This is a genomic window from Streptomyces sp. NPDC054813 (assembly GCF_053611365.1).
In genome coordinates, this window is sequence record NZ_JBSHAF010000019.1 from 101862 (window position 1) to 124062 (window position 22201).

The window sequence follows — 22201 nt, forward strand, 5'->3', positions numbered from 1 at the left end:
CTTCTGTGCGGGCGTCAGCCGAGTGCCTTGCCCGGCAGTTCCACCTTCGCGCCCAGTTCGACGAGCTTCTCCATGAAGTTCTCGTAGCCGCGGTTGATGAGGTCGATGCCGTGGACCCGGGACGTGCCCTGGGCCGCCAGGGCCGCGATCAGGTACGAGAAGCCGCCGCGCAGGTCGGGGATGACCAGGTCGGCGCCCTGGAGCTTGGTCGGGCCGGAGACGACCGCGGAGTGCAGGAAGTTGCGCTGGCCGAAGCGGCAGGCCGAGCCGCCCAGGCACTCGCGGTAGAGCTGGATGTGCGCACCCATCTGGTTCAGCGCCGAGGTGAAGCCGAGCCGCGACTCGTACACCGTCTCGTGCACGATCGACAGGCCCGTCGCCTGGGTCAGGGCGACCACCAGCGGCTGCTGCCAGTCGGTCTGGAAGCCGGGGTGCACGTCCGTCTCCAGGGCGATCGACTTCAACTGGCCGCCCGGGTGCCAGAAGCGGATGCCCTCGTCGTCGATCTCGAAGGCACCGCCGACCTTGCGGTAGGTGTTCAGGAACGTCATCATCGAGCGCTGCTGGGCGCCCTTGACGTAGATGTTGCCCTCGGTCGCCAGCGCCGCCGACGCCCAGGACGCGGCCTCCAGGCGGTCCGGGAGGGCGCCGTGGTTGTAGCCGCCGAGTTCGTCCACACCGGTGATGCGGATGGTCCGGTCGGTGTCCATCGCGATGATCGCGCCCATCTTCTGCAGCACGCAGATGAGGTCCTCGATCTCCGGCTCGACGGCCGCGTTGGACAACTCCGTGACGCCCTCGGCGAGTACGGCCGTCAGCAGCACCTGCTCGGTCGCGCCGACGGACGGGTACGGCAGCCGGATCTTCGTACCGCGCAGGCGGGTCGGCGCCTCCAGGTACTGCCCGTCGGCCCGCTTCTCGATGGTCGCGCCGAACTGCCGCAGCACGTCGAAGTGGAAGTCGATGGGGCGGCCACCGATGTCGCAGCCGCCCAGACCGGGGATGAAGGCGTGCCCGAGCCGGTGCAGCAGCGGGCCGCAGAACAGGATCGGGATACGGCTCGAACCCGCGTGGGCATCGATGTCAGCGACGTTCGCGCTCTCCACGTACGTCGGATCCAGCACCAGCTCGCCGGGCTCCTCACCCGGACGGACCGTCACCCCGTGCAACTGGAGCAGGCCGCGTACGACACGCACGTCACGGATGTCCGGAACGTTGCGCAGCCGACTCGGCGCACTGCCCAGCAGGGCGGCGACCATGGCCTTCGGTACGAGGTTCTTCGCACCGCGGACCCGGATCTCGCCCTCCAGCGGGGTGCCGCCGTGGACAAGCAGGACATCGTCGTTGACGGTCATGAATCTCGCGTTCCGTGGAGTGGGGCAGGGCCGGAAAGACAGAGTAATCGCCCATCGGCCCCCCGCCGTAAGCCCAAGGACCGCCCAGCTACGTCATAGCTGTGTCACAACACGAACGGTTCCTAATCGGGCACATGGGGTCACCGGGCGTCATCGTGCGCCGGGGGGTGCTTCCTTCCTCCCTGAGCTGCATTCACTCCCACACCCCCGTTGGCTCCCCATGCGGGGGGAAGATGCGGGATCATGTCAGGCATGACCGAGGTGTCCTCGCTCACAGGGCGGCTGCTCGTGGCCACGCCCGCCCTGGCGGACCCGAACTTCGACCGCGCGGTGGTGCTCCTTCTCGACCACGACGAGGAGGGCTCCCTCGGTGTCGTCCTCAACCGTCCCACCCCGGTGGACGTCCGGGACATCCTGGAGGGCTGGGCCGCTCTCGCCGGCGACCCCGGGGTCGTCTTCCAGGGCGGCCCGGTGTCGTTGGACTCCGCGCTGGGCGTCGCGGTCATCCCGGGCGGCGGCAACGGCGACCGGGCCCCGCTCGGCTGGCGCCGGGTGCACGGCGCGATCGGCCTGGTCGACCTGGAGGCCCCGCCGGAGCTGCTCGCCTCGGCCCTCGGCTCCCTGCGGATCTTCGCCGGTTACGCCGGCTGGGGCCCCGGCCAGCTGGAGGACGAACTGGTGGAGGGCGCCTGGTACGTCGTCGAGTCGGAGCCCGGCGACGTCTCCTCACCGGCCCCCGAAAGGCTCTGGCGCGAGGTGCTCCGCCGCCAGCGCAACGAGCTGGCGATGGTGGCCACCTACCCGGACGACGCCTCGCTCAACTGACGGTGGGCCTTCTCTCAACCGTTGCCCGGGCGCTTCAGTACCCTTGGCACTTATGAGCACTCTTGAGCCCGAGCGCGGGACTGGTACGGGGACCCTCGTAGAGCCGACGCCACAGGTGTCCCACGGCGACGGCGACCACGAGCGCTTCGCCCACTACGTCCAGAAGGACAAGATCATGGCGAGCGCCCTCGACGGCACCCCCGTCGTGGCGCTGTGCGGCAAGGTGTGGGTGCCGGGCCGCGACCCGAAGAAGTACCCCGTGTGCCCCATGTGCAAGGAGATCTACGACTCCATGGGCAGCGGCGGCGACGGCGAGGGCGGCAAGGACAAGTAACACCCCCGGATCCTCCGAGGCCCCGGGCGCGCTTTGGCGCGCTCCGGGGCCTTTGTCGTACCCGTGCGTTGCACAGGGTGCGTCCGCCGGTCACAGAGTGGTCGAGACGTGGTCGAGACCTCTTGTCGGCATGTTCATGTTGTCCCTACCCTCCGTGGTGTTGTGCAGAGCGAAACCACCGTTGCATATATTGCAACGGATGCAGTGCCTGCAGTGCCGTGAACGCTTACGCTTCAGCGCGCCCCGGAGGGTCACTCCATGAAGCTCCCCGTCCCCGCATTCCTCGTCGCCGCCCTGTTCCTGGCGGCCTGCGCCCCGCAGACCTCCTCCGACTCCGCCTCCGACAAGGACGACAAGAGCGGCACCCTGCGGGTGTGGCTCTTCCAGGAGGTCGGCAACGACCCCAAGCAGAAGGTCGTCGACTCGGTCGTCGCCGACTTCGAGAAGGCGCACTCCGGCACGAAGGTCGACGTGGAGTACATCCCGGTCGACACGCGCGCGCAGCGGGTCAAGTCCGCGTTCAACGATCCCGGGTCGGCTCCGGACGTCATGGAGTACGGCAACACCGACACCGCCGGTTACGTACGGGACGGCGGACTGCTCGACGTCACCAAGGACTTCGAGGCGTGGCCGGAGGCCAAGGACACCGATCCGACCGCCCGCCAGTCGGTCACCGTCGCCGGCAAGGTCTACGGCGCCCCCTTCTACGTCGGCGTCCGCGCCCTCTACTACCGCACGGACGTCTTCAGGGAACTCGGCCTGAAGCCGCCGGCGACCCTGGCCGCGCTGGCGTCCACGGCCCGTGCCGTCCGCAAGGCGAAACCCGACCTGTACGGCCTGGTCGTCGGCGGCGCCTACACCTACGGCGCGATGCCCTTCATCTGGGCCGACGGCGGCGACCTCGCCAACGTCAAGGGCGGCTCGTACACCTCGGCGATCGACAGCGCGGCCGCCCAGAAGGGCATCAAGGAGTACACGTCGCTCTTCGGCGACGACAACTGCCCAGCCGCCAAGTGCGCGGGCTTCGGCGGCAACGACACGGTCACCGCGTTCGCCGCGGGCAAGGCGGGCATGGCGATCGGGGGCGACTTCAGCCATGCGGCCGTGGAGGCGGGCGCGGTCAAGGGCAAGTACGCGGTGGTGCCGCTGCCGGGGGCCACGGCCGGATCCGTCGCGCCGGCCTTCGCGGGCGGCAACAACATCGGGGTGCTGAAGAGCACGAACCATCGCACGCTGGCCGTCGAGCTGATGGAGGCGTTGGCCTCGAAGAAGACACAGGCTGCGCTCTTCGACGCGATGGGTTTCCTGCCGACGTTCAAGGACGTGCGGGACCAGGCGGCGGCGAAGGAGCCGTTCGTGAAGCCGTTCGTGCAGACGCTGGCCGCGGGGACGAAGTTCGTGCCGGCTTCGGCCGGGTGGTCGCAGATCGACTCGTCGCTGGTGCTGCCGACGATGTTCCAGGAGGTCATCAGCGGCAAGAAGAGTGTGAGGGCGGCTTCGGGGGAGGCGGCGGAGAAGATGGATGCGGCGTTTGGCTCCGCCGGATGACGCCGAATGCGGTGGTGGGTGCGGAGCGTGGGCAGGTGCGGGTGCGCCGTGGCTGGTCGCGCAGTTCCCCGCGCACCTTGGCGAGTTGGGGTGTGCCTTGGCTTTATCTCGCGCCCGCTCTCGTCGTCCTCGGCGGGCTGCTCGTCTACCCCATCTACCAGCTCGGGCTGATCTCGGTCTTCCGGTATACCCAGGCCCAGGTCAGCGGTGGGGAACCGACTGCCTTCGTGGGGCTGGGCAACTACTCGGACGTCTTCTCCGACGACCAGTTCTGGTCGGTGCTGCTGGCCACCGTCGGCTTCGCCGCCGCCTGTGTCGTGTCGACGCTCGCCGTCGGGTGTGCGCTGGCCGTGCTGCTGACCCGGGTGCGTGCGGTGCCGCGGGTGGCGTTGATGCTGGCCGCGCTCGGGGCCTGGGCGACCCCTGCGGTCACCGGGTCGACCGTCTGGCTGTTCCTCTTCGACCCGGACTTCGGTCCCGTCAACCGCGTCCTCGGGCTCGGTGACCACTCCTGGACGTACGGGAAGTACAGCGCCTTCCTCCTCGTGCTGCTCGAAGTGGTCTGGTGCTCCTTCCCGTTTGTCATGGTCACCGTGTACGCCGGGATCCGCGCCGTGCCGTCCGAGGTGCTGGAGGCCGCCGCGCTGGACGGGGCGTCGCACTGGCGGATCTGGCGGTCGGTGCTGGCGCCGATGCTCCGGCCGATCCTCATGGTCGTCACCATCCAGTCGGTGATCTGGGACTTCAAGATCTTCACGCAGATCTACGTGATGACCGGCGGGGGCGGGATCGCGGGACAGAACCTGGTGCTCAACGTGTACGCCTATCAGCAGGCCTTCGCCTCCTCGCAGTACGGGCTCGGCGCCGCCATCGGCGTGGTGACGCTGCTGGTCCTGCTCGGCGTGACCCTCGGCTATCTGCGGCTGCTGCGCCGACAGGGGGAGGAGCTGTGACCGTCGTGAATCTTGTGCGCGGGTCGATACGTCGGCCGGGGCGGCTGGCCGCCGAGGCGGCGGCGCTGGCGATCGCCGTCGTGGTCGCCTTTCCGCTGTACTGGATGGTGCTGGGCGCCTTCAAACCGGCCGGTGAGATCGAGTCCGACCGGCCCCGGCCATGGACTCTCGCGCCCTCTGTGGACTCCTTCCGGCGGGTCTTCGGGCAGCAGGAATTCGGCCGCTACTTCGTCAACAGCCTTGTCGTCGCGGGCACTGTGGTCATCGTCTCGGCGCTGATCGCCTTTCTCGCCGCGACCGCCGTGACACGATTCCGGTTCCGCTTCCGGACCACCCTGTTGATCATGTTTCTGGTGGCCCAGATGGTCCCCGTGGAGGCCCTCACCATCCCCTTGTTCTTCCAGATGCGGGACTTCGGTCTGCTCAACACGCTGGGCTCGCTGATCCTGCCCCACATCGCCTTCTCGCTGCCCTTCGCGATCTGGATGCTGCGGGGGTTCGTGAAAGGGGTGCCTCAGGCGCTGGAGGAGGCCGCCCACATCGACGGGGCGAGCCGGTCGCGCTTTCTCTGGCAGATCCTTTTTCCGCTCGTGCTGCCCGGTCTGGTGGCCACGAGCGTGTTTTCCTTCATCTCCGCCTGGAACGACTTCCTCTTCGCCAAGTCCTTCATCATCAGCGACACTTCGCAGTCCACGCTGCCGATGGCGCTGCTGGTGTTCTTCAAGCCCGACGACCCGGACTGGGGCGGGGTCATGGCGGCCTCCACGGTGATGACGATTCCGGTGCTGGTGTTCTTCGTACTCGTACAGCGACGGCTGGTCTCCGGACTGGGCGGAGCGGTCAAGGACTGACATGACTTCCGAAGCGGATCTGATTCCGGCGCCGCGCGCGATCGAGGGGCCGATGCGATGCGGTGTCCTGTTCGACGCGGACACCACCCTGTGGGCCGCCCCGGGCACCGAGGGGACCGAACGCTGGCTGCGCTCGACTCTCGGTGCGGCCCTCGGGCTGCCGCTGCGGCCCGGCACCGAGGACGCCCGTGACTCCCTACGGCTGTGCCTGGACGACTCGCTGGAGCCCGAGGCGTACCGGCTGAGCGTGATCGCCAACTGGGGGGTCGAGATCCGCGGCGGTGGTCCGGCCGGGGTCTTCTGGGGCGCCCAGACCCTGCGCCAGCTGCTGGGTCCTGAGGCCTTCCGCCGTGCGCCCGTACGCCCCGGGATCCGGTACGGAATCCCGCACCAGATCGTCGAGGACGCCCCCCGATTCCGCTGGCGCGGCCTCATGCTCGACGTCGCCCGGCACTTCATGCCCAAGGAAGGCGTCCTGCGCTACCTGGATCTCATGGCGGCGCACAAACTCAACGTCTTCCACTTCCATCTGACGGACGACCAGGGCTGGCGCATCCAGATCGAACGCCACCCCCGGCTCACCGAGGCCGGCTCCTGGCGGGCCCGCACGAAATTCGGCCACCGCGCCTCACCGCTGTGGGAGGAGAAGCCGCACGGCGGCCACTACACACCGGACGACATCCGGGAGATCGTCGCCTACGCGGCCGAGCGGCATATCACGGTCGTCCCCGAAATCGACGTGCCCGGCCACTCGCAGGCAGCCGTCGCCGCGTATCCGGAACTCGGCAACACCGACGTCATCGACACCTCCGCCCTCTCGGTCTGGGACTCCTGGGGGATCTCTCCGAACGTACTCGCCCCCACTGACAACACCCTGCGCTTCTACGAGGGGGTGTTCGAGGAAGTGCTGGAGCTGTTCGCCGCCGATGCCGCCGAGTTCTCGGCGTTCATTCACATCGGCGGCGACGAATGCCCCAAGGACCAGTGGCGGGCCTCGCCGACCGCCCAGGCGCGGATGAAGGAACTCGGGCTCGCCGACGAGGACGCGTTGCAGTCGTGGTTCATCGGTCACTTCGCCAAGTGGCTTTCCGCGCGCGGGCGCAGGCCGATCGGCTGGGACGAGATCCTGGAGGGCGGGATCGCCGAGGGAGCGGCCGTGTCGTCGTGGCGCGGCTACGGCGGCGGGATCGCGGCCGCACGGGCCGGGCACGACGTCGTCATGTGCCCCGAGCAGCATGTGTACCTGGACCACCGGCAGGCCGCCGGCGCGGACGAGCCCGTGCCGATCGGATACGTCCGCACCCTGGAGGACGTGTACCGGTTCGAGCCCGTTCCGCCGGGCCTCGACGCGTCCGAGGCAGCCCATGTGCTGGGCACCCAGGCCAACCTCTGGACCGAGGTGATGGAGGACCACGCGCGCGTGGACTACCAGGCCTTCCCCCGGCTCGCCGCCTTCGCCGAGGTCGCCTGGAGCGCTCTCCCGGCCCCGGAGGAACGGGACTTCGCCGGCTTCGAGCGCCGTATGGCCGCCCATTACCGGCGTCTCGACGCCCTGGGCGTGGCCTACCGCCCGCCGGCCGGCCCGCTGCCGTGGCAGCGGCGCCCCGGGGTGCCGGGCCGCCCGATCGACGGCCCGCCTCCGAAGCGCTAGCCCCCTGTCCCGGACCCTCCCGGGCCCAGTCCCGGACCCTCCCGGACCCCTCTCCGGCTCCCCTCGCGGCTCCTCCGGCCCCGCTCCCCGCTCCGAACGCGGAAGGGAAAAAGACCTCAAGGGTCACCGAAGAGTGTCAATCGGTATGCATTGGCGACAGCGTACGAAAACGGACCAAGTCGCCGGTGAGGTGGGCGAATGCCTCCTAGCGGACCCGTGCGTTCGAGGCTTGCGAAGATGTGCCAGAGTTGCCACGTCCGCCCTGTGAGCACGTACCGTACGGCCACACAGGTGGGACCAGGTGGGGGCAGCGGGAAGGGGCAGCCGGTTTTGACCACGCACGCACCGCAGGCGGCGCAGTCCGTCACGCTGCCCACGACACTGAACGAAGCAGTGGCGGCCCTCACCGCCATGCCCGCCGCGGTCCCCGTGGCGGGCGGTACCGACCTGATGGCCGCCGTCAACTCCGGACAGCTCCGGCCCGCCGCCCTGGTCGGCCTCGGCCGGATCAGCGAGATCCGCGGCTGGCAGTACCAGGACGGCAACGCGCTGCTCGGCGCCGGACTCACCCATGCGCGCATGGGCCGTCCCGACTTCGCGGCCCTGATCCCGGCGCTCGCCGCCGCCGCGCGGGCCGCCGGTCCGCCGCACATCCGCAACGCGGGCACCCTGGGCGGCAACATCGCCACGGCCGCGCCCACCGGCGACGCGCTGCCGGTGCTCGCCGCCCTGGAGGCGACGCTGATCATCGCGGGGCCGGGCGGCTCCCGCCGGGAGATCCCGGTGTCGCACCTGCTGGCCGGCGTGGAGATGCTCCGCGGCGGCGAGCTGATCGCCTTCGTGCGCGTGCCGCTGCTGCACGCCCCGCAGGTCTTCCTGAAGGCCACCGGCCGCACCGGTCCCGGCCGCTCGGTGGCCTCCGTGGCGCTCGTCCTCGACCCCGCGCGGCGCGGGGTCAGATGCGCTGTCGGAGCCATAGCGCCGATGCCGCTGCGGCCGCTGGAGGCCGAGCAGTGGGTGGCCCGGCTGATCGACTGGGACAACGACCGCGCGCTCGTCCCGGAGGCGCTGCACGCCTTCGGCGAGTACGTCGCGGCCGCCTGCATCCCCGACCCGGCACCCGAGCCGGACGGCTCGGTGCCCCCGCTTCCGCCTGCCGTACTGCACCTGCGGCGCACCGTCGCCGCGCTGGCCCGACGAGCACTGGGGAGGGCGCTGTCATGACCGACGAACAGCACGGAGAGGGCGCGCCCTCGGGTGGCGGCCGCTGGGACCCGCTGCCCCAGGGCGACTACGACGACGGCGCGACCGCCTTCGTGAAACTCCCCGAGGGCGGCATCGAGGCCCTGCTGTCCGGTGACAGCCCCCTGGCCGCGCCCGGGCACGGCTATGTGCCGCCGCAGATAGCGGTCGCCCCCGACAGCGAGACCTGGGGCGCGCCGGCCGACGGCGCCCAGTGGCCCGACCCGAACGCGGTCCCCCGGGAGCGGCCCGCCGACGACCGGTTCACGTACCAGCCGGCGGCGACCCAGCAGTGGACGTACGAGGAGCCGCCGCCCGCTCCCGGTCACGATGTGACCGGGCAGTGGTCCATCCCGGTCGCGAGCGGTGATGTTCCGGATGAATCGGGCGAGTTCACCACATCCGCGCTCATGGAGCAGTGGGGCGGCACACCGCCGGCGACCCTGCCGGGTGGCGCGTCCGCACCCTGGGCGGCCGAGGTCCAGGCCTGGGAGCACCCCGCGGAGGCCCCAGGGGCGCCCTCAGGCGCCTCGGAGGGCCACGGTGACGCTCAGGCCCCCGCCTTCGCCTCCGGGCCCGCTGGCGCGGCATCTGGGCCCAGCGTACCCGCGGTGGACGAACCGGGCGAACCGGCCGATACGGGCGAACTGCACCGGGGTGGCGAGTCACTTGACGCCGCCGCACGCCGCGACTTCGGCGAGTCGCCCGACACCGGCGCTCTGCACGGGAGCGGCGGACCGCCCGACACCGGCGCCCCGCCCGGGGTCGGCCGGCTGCGCGCGGTCGGCCTGCCCGCCGCGCCCGGAGATCCGGCCGGCACCGGTGAACAGTCCGCAGCCGGGCACGAGGCCGCGGCCGGCCACGCGGGCGACGCGCCCCCACAGGGGCCACCCGCACCCGACGACGAAAGCCGCACGCCTGGTGCGGACGGGACGGAACACGCCGAAGGCGAAGCCGAGGCGGTCGACGACCACCCCCTCGCCTCCTACGTCCTCCGCGTCAACGCCACCGACCGCCCCGTCACCGACGCCTGGATCGGCGAGTCGCTCCTCTATGTCCTCCGTGAACGCCTCGGCCTGGCCGGCGCCAAGGACGGCTGCTCCCAGGGTGAATGCGGCGCCTGCAACGTCCAGGTCGACGGCCGCCTGGTCGCCTCCTGCCTGGTCCCCGCGGTCACCGCGGCCGGCAGCGAGGTCCGCACGGTCGAGGGCCTCGCCCAGGACGGCCGGCCCTCCGACGTCCAACGCGCGCTCGCCCTCCGCGGAGCCGTCCAGTGCGGCTTCTGCGTCCCGGGCATGGCCATGACCGTCCACGACCTGCTGGAAGGCAACCCGGCCCCCACCGAGATGGAGACCCGCCAGGCCCTGTGCGGCAACCTCTGCCGCTGCTCGGGCTACCGGGGTGTCCTGGACGCCGTCCAGGAGGTCGTCGCCGAACGCGAGGCGCACGCCGCCGCCGACACTGAGACGGACGGCGACGAGCCCCGTATTCCGCATCAGGCGGGACCGGGAGCCGGCGGCGTCAACGCGTCGGCGTTCGACTCCCCGGGCACCTTCGCGTCCCCCGCCCAGCGCGAGCAGTCGTCGTACGACGCCCGGCGCGAGCAGTCGTACGACCAGTCGTTCGGCGGTGACCAGTCGTTCGGCGGTGACCAGTCGTTCGGCGGTGACCAGTCGTTCGGCGGTGACCAGTCGTTCGGCGGTGACCAGTCGTTCGGCGACCAGAGTCAGAGCTACGGCGACCAGCCCTACGGCTCGGACGGAGGCCAGGCGTGACCAACGAGACCGTCACCACGACCACCGCCGCGGAGAGCGCCGTCCCCGCCCCCGAGCCGCTGCCGCACGGCCTCGGCGTGTCGCTGCCGCCCGCCGACGCGCGCGCGAAGACCGAGGGCACCTTCCCGTACGCGGCCGACCTGTGGGCCGAGGGCCTCCTCTGGGCGGCCGTACTGCGCTCCCCGCACCCGCACGCGCGCATCGTGTCGATCGACACCAGCCACGCGCGCGAGATGCCCGGCGTACGGGCCGTCGTCACCCACGAGGACGTGCCCGGCACCCCCCGCCACGGCCGGGGCACCCCGGACCGCCCGGTGTTCGCCGCCGAGGTCGTACGGCACCACGGCGAACCCATCGCCGCCGTCGCCGCCGACCACCCCGACACGGCCCGGATGGCCGCCGCCGCCGTCATCGTCGAGTACGAGGTGCTCGACCCGGTCATCGACCCCGAGCAGGCCTTCGAAGCCGAGCCGCTGCACCCCGACGGCAACCTGATCCGGCACATCCCGCTGCGCCACGGCGACCCGGACGCGGCCGGCGAGATCGTCGTCGAGGGCCAGTACCGCATCGGCCGCGCCGACCCGGCCCCCATCGGCGCCGAGGCCGGACTCGCCGTGCCCCGCCCCGACGGCGGGGTCGAGCTGTACCTGGCATCCACCGACCCGCACACCGACCGCAACACGGCCGCCGCCTGCTTCGGCCTGTCGCTCGAACAGGTGAAGATCGTCGTCACCGGCGTGCCGGGCGCCACCGCCGACCGCGAGGACCAGGGCTTCCAGCTGCCGCTCGGCCTGCTCGCCCTGAAGACCGGCTGCCCGGTCAAACTCACCGCCACGCGCGAGGAGTCCTTCCTCGGCCACGCCCACCGCCACCCCACCCTGCTCCGCTACCGGCACCACGCCGACGCCGACGGCAAGCTGGTCAAGGTCGAGGCCCAGATCCTGCTCGACGCCGGCGCCTACGCCGACACCTCCGCCGAGTCCCTGGCCGCCGCCGTCTCCTTCGCCTGCGGCCCCTACGTCGTCCCGAACGCCTTCATCGAGGGCTGGGCCGTACGCACCAACAACCCGCCCTCCGGCCACGTCCGCGGCGAGGGCGCCATGCAGGTGTGCGCCGCCTACGAGGCGCAGATGGACAAGCTGGCGAAGAAGCTCGGCATCGACCCCGCCGAGATCCGCCTGCGCAACGCCCTCGCAACCGGCGACGTGCTGCCCATCGGCCAGACGGTGACCTGCCCGGCCCCCGTCGCCGAGCTGCTCCAGGCGGTACGGGACTTCCCGCTGCCCGCGCTCCCCAAGGACACCCCCGAGGACGAGTGGCTGCTGCCCGGCGGCCCCGAGGGCGCGGGCGAGCCGGGCGCGGTGCGCCGGGGCGTCGGCTACGGCCTCGGCATGGTCCACATGCTCGGCGCCGAGGGCGCCGACGAGGTCTCGACGGCCACCGTCAAGGTCCACGACGGCATCGCGACCGTGCTCTGCGCGGCCGTGGAGACCGGCCAGGGGTTCACCACCCTGGCCCGCCAGATCGTCCAGGACACCCTCGGTATCGACGAGGTCCACGTGGCGCCCGTCGACACCGACCAGCCGCCGGCCGGCCCCGGCTGCCGCGGCCGCCACACCTGGGTCTCCGGCGGAGCCGTCGAACGCGCGGCCAAGATGGTCCGCACCCAGCTCCTCCAGCCCCTCGCCCACAAGTTCGGCATGTCCACCGAACTGCTCCAGATCACCGACGGCAAGATCACGTCGTACGACGGCGTCCTGTCGACCACCGTCACCGAGGCGATGGACGGCAAGGAACTGTGGGCCACCGCACAGTGCCGCCCGCACCCGACCGAGCCGCTGAACGCGGAAGGCCAGGGCGACGCCTTCGTCGGCCTCGCCTTCTGCGCGATCCGCGCGGTCGTCGACGTCGACATCGAACTCGGCTCGGTACGGGTCGTGGAGCTGGCCGTCGCCCAGGACGTGGGCCGGGTCCTCAACCCGGCGCAGCTCAACGCGCGGATCGAGGCCGGTGTCACCCAGGGCGTCGGCATCGCGCTCACGGAGAACCTGCGCACCCCGCGCGGGCTGATCCGCCACCCCGACCTCACCGGATACGCCCTGCCGACCGCCCTCGACGCGCCGGACATCCGGATCGTCAAGCTCGTCGAGGAGCGGGACGTGGTCGCCCCCTTCGGCGCCAAGTCGGTCAGCGCGGTACCGGTCGTGACCTCTCCCGCGGCCATCGCGTCCGCCGTCCGCGCGGCCACCGGCCGCCCGGTCAACCGCCTCCCGATCCGCCCGCAGGCGGCGGTGGTCACCGGCCAGTGAGCCTGTCCGGGGTCGTCGTGATCGCCGGGATCATGGCGTCGGGCAAGTCGACGGTCGCCCAGGCGCTCGCCGAGAGGCTTCCGCGGGCGGCCCACGTGCGCGGTGACGTCTTCCGCCGGATGATCGTCTCCGGCCGGGCGGAGTACACGCCCGCGGCCTCCGCGGAGGCGATCGCCCAACTCCACCTCCGTTACGACCTGTCGGCGGCGACGGCGGACGCCTACGCGGCGGCCGGCTTCACGGCGATCGTCCAGGACGTGCTGCTGGGCCCCGAGCTGACGTCGTACGTCGAACGGATCCGCACCCGCCCGCTGCACGTCGTCGTCCTCGCCCCCAGCCCCGAGGCGGTGGCGGAGCGGGAGGCGGGGCGGCCGAAGACCGGGTACGGACCCGCGTGGACGATCGCCGACCTGGACGCCGAACTACGGCTGAACACCGAGGCGTTGGGGCTGTGGCTGGACACCTCGGCGTTGACCGTGGAACAGACGGTGGCGGCGATTCTCACCGGGACGGAACGGGCGAGGGTCGCCTGACGTCCTTTTCAACGGGGCGTTGTCAGTGGCGCGGCGTAGTGTTCTGGGCAGTGGGGACGGCCGTTTCGGAGGGGAAGCCCGAACGGCACACCATGCCCTGCTCAGGACGGCCTACGGCACACCACTCCGACCCACTTGCATTTCCTGAACACTTTGATCGCGGGGGCAGCGATGAGCACGACCAGCACGACCGGCAGCGGTGCGGCGGCGATCACGCTGACCGAGGCAGAACTGGACCGTTACATCACGCACGAACCGACCCGCATGTGGCTCACCGGCCCCGGACTCCCCGACACCGGCGGCCTGTTGACGTTCGAACCGCTCCGCACGGCCGGCCTGCGCACGCTCGCGGACGTCGCGGACATCACGGCCGGCCCGTCCCGGCTGGCGGAGGAGCTCCGGGACCGGCTGGTGATAGGCGAACTGCTGGCCCCGGCCGGCCTGGACACGGAGTCGATCCTCCTCGACGGCGGCACCGGTGAGATCAGCACGGCGTACCTGGTCGACCCGGCCGACCCGCGCCCGCTGGCGCCCTCGCTGGAGACGCTGCTGCGCTTCGCCGCGGTCACCGAGGAACTGACGGGCCTGCGCGGCCGTTTCGCCTCCCTCGCCGGGACCTACGGCACCAAGGCGGCCACCGAGGCCTCCCGCAAGCTCCTGGAGCTCTTCGAGGAGGGCACCGCCGGCCGGGTCCCGCCGTACTGGAAGGCCACGGCACTGATCCGCCCGCTCAGCCTGATCGCGGGCCCCGGCACGGACTCCGGGCTCGCCGTCGACCTGCCGGCCCGGCTCCTGGACCAGGAGTTCGGGCAGGGCCGGGTGGCCCGCTTCGAGGAGGTCGACTTCCCGCCGACGCTCACCCACCAGCCGACCCGCCGCTTCCTGCGCGAGACGGGCCTGCCGGAGAACGCGGTGCTGTTCCACCTCGACCCGGACGCCCCGCTGCCCACCCTCAAGGAGTACTTCACCGACATGCAGCCGGGCGGCTTCCCCCTGGACGCCCTGCCGCCCCACGCCGACCACCTCATACGCCTCGGCTACCTGGTCGAGGACAACAGCCTGGTCGTGGACGGCACCACGGGCGCGATCCTCAACTTCTCCGAGCCCGAGGCGACCCTCTACCCCCTCAACACGGACATCTCCACGCTCGCCTTCACCCTGTGGCTCCTCCACCACGAGCGCACCATCGACGAGCACCTGGGCCACGAACTCACCACGGAGGCCTACGACCAGCTCGCCGCGACCATGCTCCACACCCTCGCGACGATCGACCCGACCCCCACGACGATGGACGCCGACTGGCACTACTGGACCGAACTCTTCCAGGACGAGGCGGGCGGGGTGCTCTGAGCGGCCGGAGGCAAGCGGGGACCGGGGGAGGTCAGACCACCAGCCCCTGGCGGTAGGCGTAGACGACCGCTTGGACGCGGTCGCGCAGGCCGAGCTTGGTGAGGATGCGGGAGACGAAGGTCTTGACGGTCTCCGGGCTGATCAGAAGGGTTGCGGCGATCTCGCTGTTGGAGAGGCCGTCCGCGATCAGGCGCAGGACCTCCAGTTCGCGCGGGGTCAGCGGGATGTCTTCAGGGGTGCCGCCGTCGGCGGGGCGGATCCGGGCGGCGTACCGGCCGACCAGCCGGCGGGTCACCTCGGGATCCAGCAGGGCCGCGCCGGTGGCGACGGTCCGGATGCCGTGCAGTAGCCGGTCCGGCGGCGCGTCCTTGAGCAGAAAGCCGCTCGCGCCCGCGCGAAGGGCCTCGTAGACGTACTCGTCCAGGTTGAACGTCGTCACCACGAGCACCTTCACCGGATGCGGCACCCCGGCCCCGGCCAGCAGCCGGGTGGCCTCGATGCCGTCGAGCACCGGCATACGGACGTCCATGACGACGACGTCCGGGCGCAGCCGGCCGGCGAGGTCGACCGCGGCCTGCCCGTCCCCGCACTCACCGGCCACCTCAAGGTCGGGCTGGGCGTCGATGATCGTCGCCAGCCCGGTGCGGATCAGCACCTGGTCGTCACAGACCAGGACCCGGATCGGTGCCCCGCCCGCGGCGCTCACGACGGCCTCCCCGCGGACGGGGTCACGACGGGTTCCCGGCGGGTATCCGGGCCCGTACGACGAAGCCGCCGTCGGCCGCGCGCCCCGCGCTGAACTCGCCGCCCAGCACGTCCACGCGTTCCCGGAGGCCGGCCAGGCCCCGCCCGCTCCCGCCGGGGGACGCGGTGGCCGAGCCCGACCCGTCCGTGCCGACCTCCACCGTGATCTCCTTCTCACCATGGTGCACCAGTACCGAAGTGCGGCTGCCATGGGCGTACTTGAGAGCGTTCGTCAGAGCCTCCTGCACCACCCGGTAGGCCACCAGGTCGGCACTGCCCGCCGGCTTCGTGGGGGCGCCCTCCTCGGTGAACTCCACCGGCTGCCCGGCCCCGCGCGTCTGCTCCACCAGCGTGAGCAGCCGGTCGGCGGGCGGCGTCCTGACGCCGGTGCCGACACCGTGGTCGGGGTTGAGCAGGTCGAGCAGATGGCGTAGGTCGGAGATGGCCCGCCGCCCGGTGTCGGTGACGGCGGTCAGCGTCTGGTCGAGCCGGTCGGGCGCGGCGGTCAGATACCGGGCCGCCTCCGCCTGCACCACCATCGCCGTCACATGGTGGGTCACCACGTCGTGCAACTCGCGGGCGATCCGGGTGCGTTCGGCGGTGCGGGTGTCCTCGGCGACCCGCCGCCGGCGTTCGGCCTCCGCGGCCCGGGTGGCCCGCAGCCACGCCCCGGCACCCCACGCCAGCACCAGTGCCAGATAGAACGTCACGAACTCGCTCGCCGTCTCGCCCCCCGACCCCAGCCGGTGCAGCACTATCGCGAACGGCACGTAGGCCGCGGAGAACAGGAGCGCGGCGGCCCGCCGGTGCCGGTCCAGATGGGCGCCGGTGCTCAGCAGGGCGAGGGGCAGCGCGACCCCCGCGACCGAGTGATAGGCGCGGATCTGGTCGACGGCGAAGCCGAGCGACACCAGGGCGAGGGAGACGGCCGGCCACCGCCGGCGCAGGGCGAGCGGCAGGCACTCCAGGCCGAGCGCCAGCCCGGCCAGCGCGTCGAAGGGGCGGGTGGGCAGGTCGCCGACCTGGGTCCCGTTGCCGTGCAGCGTCGGCAGGAAGGAACCGGTCAGGACCAGCAGCCCGAGCGGCAGATCCCGGACCGTCACGTCGAGCCGGTGCCACCACCCGGACACCTGCCGAGGACCGATCACCGGGGCAGTGTAGCGACGGAGGCGGCCGGGACGTCCCGGCGCCGACGCGGCACCAGGTGCCCCCGCCGCTTGGCCAGGCGCAGGAACGCGAGCGTCACGAGCACCCCGAGCAGCACCGAGTACACGCTCGCCTCCGGCCCGAACTCGCCACCGGTGATCAGCTGCGCCCCCGAGGTGGAGGCGTCCAGCAACCCCTTCTGCGCGCCGTTGCCGGAGACCTCGGTGCCGAAGATTGCCGACTCGGCGAAGTTCCAGCCGAAGTGCAGGCCGATCGGCAGCCAGAGGGTGCGGGTGGCGGCATACGCGGCGCCGAGCATGCCGCCGGCCTCGATCGCGATGGCGAGGGCGCCCCACAGGGTCGCGTCCTTGTTGAGCAGATGCATCATCCCGAACAGCAGACCGGTCGACGTCAGCGCGATCCAGGTCCCGGTGCGTTCTTCGACGATCCGGAACAGAACGCCCCGAAACAGCAGTTCCTCGGTCGTGGCGGCGGCGGCCATGAACCCGACCAACCCCACCGCACCCGTCACCGACCCCGTCCCGTGCACCGTGTAGTCCCCGAGGAAGGCGATGTTCGCGATCACGCACGCGAACGTCACCACGCCTATCAGCGCACCGCGCCCGAACGCCGCCCGGGCGCCGTCCCGCCCCACCTCGGTGCTCGGCCGGTGCTCGGTCCGTCGCACCACCCACCGGTAGACGACCACCGCGGCCACGGCCGTCAGCACACCGAGAACCAGGGTGAGAAACCAGTTCCCCTCCACCGCGGCAATCGCCTGCCCACCGACGAAGGCGACCGCCGACACCGCCAACAACTGCCAGACCAGCCTCATGACGACTCCTCCACAGAACCCGCAGCCCAACCGCCGCGGAACTGGCCCGAACGCTACGGATCGCGGTCCGCGGAATCGTCACCACACAGTGGACACTTGCACGTAGCTCGCACGGGGGACAGGAGGGGGCCCTGGCGAATCAGGAAGGCGGCGCCCCTACGGACGAGGCCCTGCCACCAAGGACGACCAAAAGGGCGGCACCCCTCGCAGGGTGCCGCCCCTTTCCTTTTGCCTGGTCAGGCAGGTGGAGGCCGTGACCGGAATTGAACCGGTGTAACTCGCTTTGCGGGTTTGTCCGGGCTGGTCAGGGCATGATCTGGGGTCGTTCCGAGGGGGTTCAATCCCGTGCGGACGACATGGCTGACGGAGCTGAGTGAATGACCCTGAACGAATACATGCGGCTACGAACGAAACAGAAACTGAGACGGAGAACTTGGACGCCAGGGGGCGCGGCCGCTCGGGTTACCTGGGGCGATGGCAGACGGCGGCCTCCCAAGGCCTGTCAACGACAGTCCGGGCAGCGAACGGAGGGACGGAACCCTGTGCGGGGTACCGCACCCCCGGTGCATCATCTGCAAATGGAACGGGCCTGAAGATGACGACTACCTGTTTTCCGTGCGTTGGCCCGAGCGGCCGGGTAGGGGGGCGGCGAGGTGTGGCCCTGCCGTGGGAAGGTGGAGGTTAGAGAGGTCGTCTACGAGGACAACGAGCGGTGTCAATGAACAACTCGCTAGTCGTCGGGAAGATGAACTTGGCGAGATAGTTGACTTGTGCGTTGGAATAGAGGCGCTCCTAGGAGGAACGGCCGCCGGAGATACAACATACAAGCTTGGGATTCGGGGAGCCGCCGTCTTGAGGCGGGCCAAATTTCAGGACTCGGAAAGAGTGGCCCAGCTAATCAAGAAAGTTTACGCTTATAGATCAAATGTCGTACACGGGCAGGTGAAGTACGAGAAGAAGCGGGTCGTGTCACTTGATGGGAAGCAATTTCTGGTGTCTGGCATTGCAGAAATCCTTCTGAGGGAGATCCTGGCAGTCATGTTGCATGAACCAGATCTCATCTCAAAAATCGACAATGACCGAGTCATTTTTGAACTATTGGATAACCGCGGACGGGTGGCGGGCGAAGACTGACGGTGAAAAGTCAGCACATCCCGGGGGGTAAGAAAGTGAAGGGCTGGACTTGGCGAGGGGGCTGTATGGATGAGGCAGTGTGGGGTGCGCTTGGCGCGGTGTTGGGAGCCGCCTTGACGGCATTGGCTGGGTATCTAGGTCCCTTGCGCTTAGCCCGTGCTGCCGCTGAGGAAAGAGCCCACGAGCGTCGCGGACAGCGCGATGATGAAGCCGTTACGCGGCTGATCGCCTTACGCGCTTCCTACCGAGACTGAGCCTTTTCCAACCTCAGGCTGACGTGGCCGGGTGGAGGGGGCGAAGACGTGGCGAGAGTAGCGGGAGTAGAGGTGACGTAGGACCGGTTGTAACCCAAGTGCGCCGATCCACAGGGGCGCCCGATCTTCATCCAGGGCACGTTGCTACCCCTCCGAGGGGCAATGAGGTCCACGCCGGATCGTGCGGAGTAGCACGCCTCCCGCACCGGGCAAAGGCCCGAGGCTCTCGGGGAGGCGTGCGTACGCCTCGGGGTGGGGCTCAGCCCACCGCGTTCGCCCGCTCGGCCGCGCTCAGCGACGAGAGGGGTTCGGCGACAGACTTGGCGTGGACCGGGTTTGCGTGGGTGGCCGCAACCGGGTTTGCGTGGGTGGCCGCAACCGGGTCCGCGTGGGTGGCCGCAACCGGGTCCGCCTGAGTGGCCGCAACCGGGTCCGCCTGAGTGGCCGGGACCGGGTTCGCGTGAGTGGCCGGGGTCGCGGCGCTGGCGACGCTGACCATCCCCGCGGCGGCCAGAACGGTTCCGGCGGCCACGCTGAACATAGCGCGGCGGTTATGCGAGAACTTGCGGTGCTTCGACAACGGTGTACCTCTTCCTCGGATCGCCGGACTCCCACCTGTGCGTGGAAGCCCTTTCGGGAGAGAGGTACGGAGTCGGGTGGCGGTCAGGTTGCACGGTGCGGCGGGAAAATTCTCCTGCCCGCACCGTGCAACCCCAGAGGGCCACTCCCCGTATGTATGACCGATGGAGTGGTGTGCAAGGGAGAGGCCGGCAAAGAGTGAGGGACACGGCCCGGGAACGAGAGTTCCGGGAATTTGCCGAGGCGCGGCAGGCGCAGCTCCGACGCAGCGCCTACCTGCTCTGCGGTGACTGGCACCAGGCACAGGACCTGACCCAGACGACTTTGATGAAGTTGTACGCGGCCTGGGGACGGGTCAGCCGGGACGGCAATGCGGATGCCTACGCTCGCACCATCCTCACCCGCACCTTCATCGACCAGTGGCGCAAGAGAGGCTGGCGTGAGGAGCCGGTGAGCGAGCCACCCGATCTTCCCTCGGGCGTGTCCGGCGCACCGGAGTTGCGATTGATGATGCAAGAAGCCCTGATGGAGCTGGCGCCCCGCTACCGGGCCGTGTTGGTCCTGCGATTCTGGGAGGACTGGTCCGTTGAGCAGACCGCGCACGCACTGCGGGTGAGTGCGGGAACGGTAAAGAGCCAAAGCGCCCGCGGGCTCGCCCGGCTGCGCGAGATCGTCGAAGGCTTTGACAGTGAAGGGACCAGGAGGTGAAACCGGCCATGAATGAGCACGAGAACGACGCTCTGCACGCCGCCTTCCAGGCAGTCCTCAGCGCCGAGCCGGAGCCTGCGCTACCCAGCGTTATCGACGCGGCCGTCGTCGGCGGCTTCCGGATCCGCCGCCGACGAGTTGCGCTCGCCACAGCCGGCGCACTGATCGTCGTGGCTTCCGTGGCCGCCGTGGCCGTCAACCTGTCCTGGCTGGGCGGCGAACGGGCTCCGGTGCCCCTGGCCCCCGCCAGCACCGCCCACCCGACGCCTCACACACCCGAACCCGCCCGCACGGCAGCGGAGCCCCTTCCCTCCGGAGACTGACAGTCGCCGGGGCCGCCCCGGCATCAGGCTGTGGAGTCCAGGTAGATCCACACTGCCTCCGAGTTCCACTTCCGCACGCGACTGGGACCTGTACCAGTTGACCGCCACAGCCTCAAGATCATCTCCGTTGCGGCTTCTGGCCTCACCTTGGCTGGACTCCGGACCGGTGGTCAACGAGGGCTTCCAGCCTGCTTCGGCAGTTCGCCAGTTGGCCTGACACAGGGGTGAAGCTCCTGGTAGATGGGTTTTCGACCAAGAATTCAGTCTCTTCCAGAGGCTTCATATGCTCGTTTACCCGTCCGGGCTGGACGTGTCCAGTTCTGCCCTCCGGTTCCTCTCCGCCCGCCTGCGGGAACACCACCGTGGTCTCGGCACCCGATGGCGGCGCCTGAGCGCAGGTCGGCAGGCCCTGCTCGCCCTCGCCCATCTCCGCAACGGTCATCCGTATGTCCAGCTCGCGGCCGGGTTCGGCGTCGGCACCACCACTGCCTACCGCTACGTCACCGAGGCGGTTGAGATCCTGGCCGCCCTCGCCCCGACGCTCGCCGAGGTGGTTCGGGCGGCGTCGATGAAGGCGTTCGTCCTGCTGGACGGGACACTGCTGCCGATCGACCGGATCGCCGCCGACCGACCCTTCTATTCGGGCAAGCACAAGAAACACGGGATGAACGTGCAGGTGATCGCAGATCCTTCCGGCCGTCTGCTGTGGGCCTCGTCGGCTCTGCCCGGCGCCGTCCACGATATTCGTGCAGCCCGCGAGCACGGCATCGTCGACGCTCTCGCCGAAGCCGGCGTCAACTGCTGGGCCGACAAGGGCTACCAGGGCGCCGGAGGCACTGTCCGTGTTCCTTACCGCGGCCGGTGGGAGACGCTTTCTACAGGGCAGCAGGCCGTCAACCGATCCCATGCGAAGATCCGGGCCCTCGTCGAGCAAGCCGTCGCCATCCTCAAGTCCTGGCGGCTACTCCGCAAACTCCGTTGCTCGACCACCCGCATAACGGTCCTCGTCCAAGCCGTCCTCTGTCTCCATCAGGCCAACTCAGCCTGAGGATGGAAAACGCTCACTGGCACGACTATCTGTTTCAGGTAGTGGATGCAAAGGTCGCTGGTCGACTGCGCGAGTCAGCAGTTGAAGTCGGGGAACGCCTTGAGAATCTTCGCAAGGCTGCAGAGACGGCAACGGATGCCCTCATGCGTGACGGATGGTGGGTGGGATCCTACGAGCCACACACTCGGGGCGTAGCACGCCGTGTCCTCCAATACGTCGACGGTTCCCTTAGCTCGGATGGTGAAGACGTCTACCAGTTGACCACGCTGGTAGGCCTGCCCCATGCGCGAGCGCAATTGAATGAGCAGATCATGCTGCGGCTCTCCGAACTTGTTGGTGGGCAGGAACAGAGGCTCGCCATGTACCAAGCCAACTACCCGCCCACCCAGACGAGGCCCGGTTGCGTAATCCGCGACGTCAGCCACTGCCTGCGAGCCTGTCGGAACGAAAGCACAGTCACCCGTCATGGACGGTGCCTTGTCGGTCGGCGACGCATACAACTGAGACGGGAACTGAGACGACGGCTCAAAGGGCGGCGCCCCCTCGGGGGCGCCGCCCTTTCGTTCTGCCTGGTCAGGCGCTGGAGGCCGTGGCGGGAATCGAACCCACGTAACTCGCTTTGCAGGCGAGCCCCTAAACCACTCGGGCACACGGCCGTTGCCGACTTCGTCCTTTCGGCCGTGTCGGTGATTTGAAGGTACGGG

At 70.1% G+C, this 22201-nt stretch carries 20 protein-coding genes and 1 tRNA gene; 15 read left to right on the top strand and 6 right to left on the bottom strand.

Going from position 1 to position 22201, the window contains the following annotated elements:
• Positions 1 to 14 precede the first annotated feature (14 nt).
• A complete protein-coding gene (murA, locus tag ACWGJB_RS32970) occupies positions 15 to 1355 on the bottom strand; it encodes a UDP-N-acetylglucosamine 1-carboxyvinyltransferase (protein ID WP_453383706.1) in 1341 nt (446 codons plus the stop codon).
• Between the two features lie 252 nt (positions 1356 to 1607).
• Between murA and ACWGJB_RS32975 the strand changes: the two genes are divergently transcribed.
• The 11 genes from ACWGJB_RS32975 to ACWGJB_RS33025 all read left to right on the top strand — a co-directional run bounded on the left by ACWGJB_RS32975 (position 1608) and on the right by ACWGJB_RS33025 (position 14726).
• On the top strand, positions 1608 to 2180 hold the full coding sequence (locus ACWGJB_RS32975) for a YqgE/AlgH family protein (protein WP_453383707.1): 573 nt from the start codon (positions 1608 to 1610) through the stop codon (positions 2178 to 2180).
• A gap of 52 nt (positions 2181 to 2232) precedes the next feature.
• Complete coding sequence (locus ACWGJB_RS32980; RefSeq protein ID WP_351701319.1) at positions 2233 to 2514, top strand: DUF3039 domain-containing protein; 282 nt, start codon at positions 2233 to 2235, stop codon at positions 2512 to 2514.
• Between the two features lie 258 nt (positions 2515 to 2772).
• Positions 2773 to 4062, top strand: coding sequence for an extracellular solute-binding protein (locus ACWGJB_RS32985; protein WP_453383708.1), 1290 nt, complete (start codon positions 2773 to 2775; stop codon positions 4060 to 4062).
• Complete coding sequence (locus ACWGJB_RS32990) at positions 4059 to 5015, top strand: carbohydrate ABC transporter permease (RefSeq protein WP_453383709.1); 957 nt, start codon at positions 4059 to 4061, stop codon at positions 5013 to 5015. Before ACWGJB_RS32985 ends, ACWGJB_RS32990 begins: the two co-directional genes overlap by 4 nt.
• A 5-nt stretch (positions 5016 to 5020) precedes the next feature.
• Positions 5021 to 5866 (top strand): carbohydrate ABC transporter permease, encoded by an 846-nt coding sequence (locus tag ACWGJB_RS32995; RefSeq protein ID WP_453383710.1) that lies wholly within the window; start codon positions 5021 to 5023, stop codon positions 5864 to 5866.
• Between the two features lies 1 nt (position 5867).
• Entirely contained in the window at positions 5868 to 7517 is a 1650-nt protein-coding gene (locus tag ACWGJB_RS33000; RefSeq protein ID WP_453383711.1) for a beta-N-acetylhexosaminidase, read from the top strand.
• A gap of 330 nt (positions 7518 to 7847) precedes the next feature.
• Entirely contained in the window at positions 7848 to 8741 is an 894-nt protein-coding gene (locus ACWGJB_RS33005; RefSeq protein ID WP_453383712.1) for an FAD binding domain-containing protein, read from the top strand.
• Entirely contained in the window at positions 8738 to 10534 is a 1797-nt protein-coding gene (locus tag ACWGJB_RS33010; protein ID WP_453383713.1) for a 2Fe-2S iron-sulfur cluster-binding protein, read from the top strand. Before ACWGJB_RS33005 ends, ACWGJB_RS33010 begins: the two co-directional genes overlap by 4 nt.
• Positions 10531 to 12843 (top strand): xanthine dehydrogenase family protein molybdopterin-binding subunit, encoded by a 2313-nt coding sequence (locus ACWGJB_RS33015; protein WP_453383714.1) that lies wholly within the window; start codon positions 10531 to 10533, stop codon positions 12841 to 12843. The genes ACWGJB_RS33010 and ACWGJB_RS33015 overlap by 4 nt, the downstream gene beginning before the upstream one ends.
• Before the next feature lie 2 nt (positions 12844 to 12845).
• A complete protein-coding gene (locus ACWGJB_RS33020; RefSeq protein WP_453383798.1) occupies positions 12846 to 13376 on the top strand; it encodes an AAA family ATPase in 531 nt (176 codons plus the stop codon).
• Between the two features lie 171 nt (positions 13377 to 13547).
• Entirely contained in the window at positions 13548 to 14726 is a 1179-nt protein-coding gene (locus ACWGJB_RS33025) for an SUKH-4 family immunity protein (RefSeq protein ID WP_453383715.1), read from the top strand.
• A 31-nt stretch (positions 14727 to 14757) separates the two neighbouring features.
• Here the strand turns inward: ACWGJB_RS33025 and ACWGJB_RS33030 are convergent, their stop codons facing one another.
• The 3 genes from ACWGJB_RS33030 to ACWGJB_RS33040 are packed head-to-tail and all read right to left on the bottom strand — an operon-like array spanning position 14758 to position 17451.
• Positions 14758 to 15432 (bottom strand): response regulator, encoded by a 675-nt coding sequence (locus ACWGJB_RS33030; protein ID WP_453383716.1) that lies wholly within the window; start codon positions 15430 to 15432, stop codon positions 14758 to 14760.
• Positions 15433 to 15454: 22 nt separating this feature from the next.
• Positions 15455 to 16618 carry a sensor histidine kinase gene (locus ACWGJB_RS33035; RefSeq protein WP_453383717.1) on the bottom strand — a complete coding sequence of 388 codons (1164 nt, stop codon included), beginning with the start codon at positions 16616 to 16618 and terminating at the stop codon, positions 15455 to 15457.
• Positions 16615 to 17451: a CPBP family intramembrane glutamic endopeptidase gene (locus ACWGJB_RS33040; RefSeq protein WP_453383718.1), complete on the bottom strand. Its 837-nt coding sequence runs from the start codon at positions 17449 to 17451 to the stop codon at positions 16615 to 16617. Before ACWGJB_RS33040 ends, ACWGJB_RS33035 begins: the two co-directional genes overlap by 4 nt.
• 474 nt (positions 17452 to 17925) lie before the next feature.
• Between ACWGJB_RS33040 and ACWGJB_RS33045 the strand changes: the two genes are divergently transcribed.
• On the top strand, positions 17926 to 18585 hold the full coding sequence (locus ACWGJB_RS33045) for a hypothetical protein (protein WP_453383719.1): 660 nt from the start codon (positions 17926 to 17928) through the stop codon (positions 18583 to 18585).
• A 513-nt stretch (positions 18586 to 19098) separates the two neighbouring features.
• On the opposite strand, the gene ACWGJB_RS33050 is transcribed toward ACWGJB_RS33045, so the two are convergent.
• Positions 19099 to 19419, bottom strand: a complete 321-nt coding sequence (locus ACWGJB_RS33050; RefSeq protein ID WP_453383720.1) for a hypothetical protein — start codon at positions 19417 to 19419, stop codon at positions 19099 to 19101.
• A 197-nt stretch (positions 19420 to 19616) separates the two neighbouring features.
• Here ACWGJB_RS33050 and ACWGJB_RS33055 point away from each other — a divergent pair, with 197 nt between their 5' ends.
• The 3 genes from ACWGJB_RS33055 (at position 19617) to ACWGJB_RS33065 (ending at position 21497) form a co-directional block, all read left to right on the top strand.
• Positions 19617 to 20126, top strand: a complete 510-nt coding sequence (locus ACWGJB_RS33055) for a SigE family RNA polymerase sigma factor (RefSeq protein ID WP_453383721.1) — start codon at positions 19617 to 19619, stop codon at positions 20124 to 20126.
• Between the two features lie 8 nt (positions 20127 to 20134).
• Positions 20135 to 20449 carry a hypothetical protein gene (locus ACWGJB_RS33060; RefSeq protein ID WP_453383722.1) on the top strand — a complete coding sequence of 105 codons (315 nt, stop codon included), beginning with the start codon at positions 20135 to 20137 and terminating at the stop codon, positions 20447 to 20449.
• Positions 20450 to 20732: 283 nt separating this feature from the next.
• On the top strand, positions 20733 to 21497 hold the full coding sequence (locus ACWGJB_RS33065; protein WP_453383723.1) for an IS5 family transposase: 765 nt from the start codon (positions 20733 to 20735) through the stop codon (positions 21495 to 21497).
• A 581-nt stretch (positions 21498 to 22078) separates the two neighbouring features.
• Here the strand turns inward: ACWGJB_RS33065 and ACWGJB_RS33070 are convergent.
• A tRNA-Cys gene (locus ACWGJB_RS33070) sits at positions 22079 to 22153 on the bottom strand.
• Positions 22154 to 22201: the final 48 nt, after the last annotated feature.

Excerpts from the sequence above, each read along its gene's own strand:
- ACWGJB_RS33065 (WP_453383723.1), top strand. The coding sequence starts at position 20,733 with ATGCTCGTTTACCCGTCCGGGCTGGACGTGTCCAGTTCTGCCCTCCGG.
- ACWGJB_RS33025 (WP_453383715.1), top strand. The coding sequence starts at position 13,548 with ATGAGCACGACCAGCACGACCGGCAGCGGTGCGGCGGCGATCACGCTG.
- ACWGJB_RS32990 (WP_453383709.1), top strand. The coding sequence starts at position 4,059 with ATGACGCCGAATGCGGTGGTGGGTGCGGAGCGTGGGCAGGTGCGGGTG.
- ACWGJB_RS33010 (WP_453383713.1), top strand. The coding sequence starts at position 8,738 with ATGACCGACGAACAGCACGGAGAGGGCGCGCCCTCGGGTGGCGGCCGC.
- ACWGJB_RS33060 (WP_453383722.1), top strand. The coding sequence starts at position 20,135 with ATGAATGAGCACGAGAACGACGCTCTGCACGCCGCCTTCCAGGCAGTC.
- ACWGJB_RS32975 (WP_453383707.1), top strand. The coding sequence starts at position 1,608 with ATGACCGAGGTGTCCTCGCTCACAGGGCGGCTGCTCGTGGCCACGCCC.
- ACWGJB_RS33000 (WP_453383711.1), top strand. The coding sequence starts at position 5,868 with ATGACTTCCGAAGCGGATCTGATTCCGGCGCCGCGCGCGATCGAGGGG.
- ACWGJB_RS33040 (WP_453383718.1), bottom strand. The coding sequence starts at position 17,451 with ATGAGGCTGGTCTGGCAGTTGTTGGCGGTGTCGGCGGTCGCCTTCGTC.
- ACWGJB_RS32985 (WP_453383708.1), top strand. The coding sequence starts at position 2,773 with ATGAAGCTCCCCGTCCCCGCATTCCTCGTCGCCGCCCTGTTCCTGGCG.
- ACWGJB_RS32980 (WP_351701319.1), top strand. The coding sequence starts at position 2,233 with ATGAGCACTCTTGAGCCCGAGCGCGGGACTGGTACGGGGACCCTCGTA.
- ACWGJB_RS33045 (WP_453383719.1), top strand. The coding sequence starts at position 17,926 with ATGGCAGACGGCGGCCTCCCAAGGCCTGTCAACGACAGTCCGGGCAGC.
- murA (WP_453383706.1), bottom strand. The coding sequence starts at position 1,355 with ATGACCGTCAACGACGATGTCCTGCTTGTCCACGGCGGCACCCCGCTG.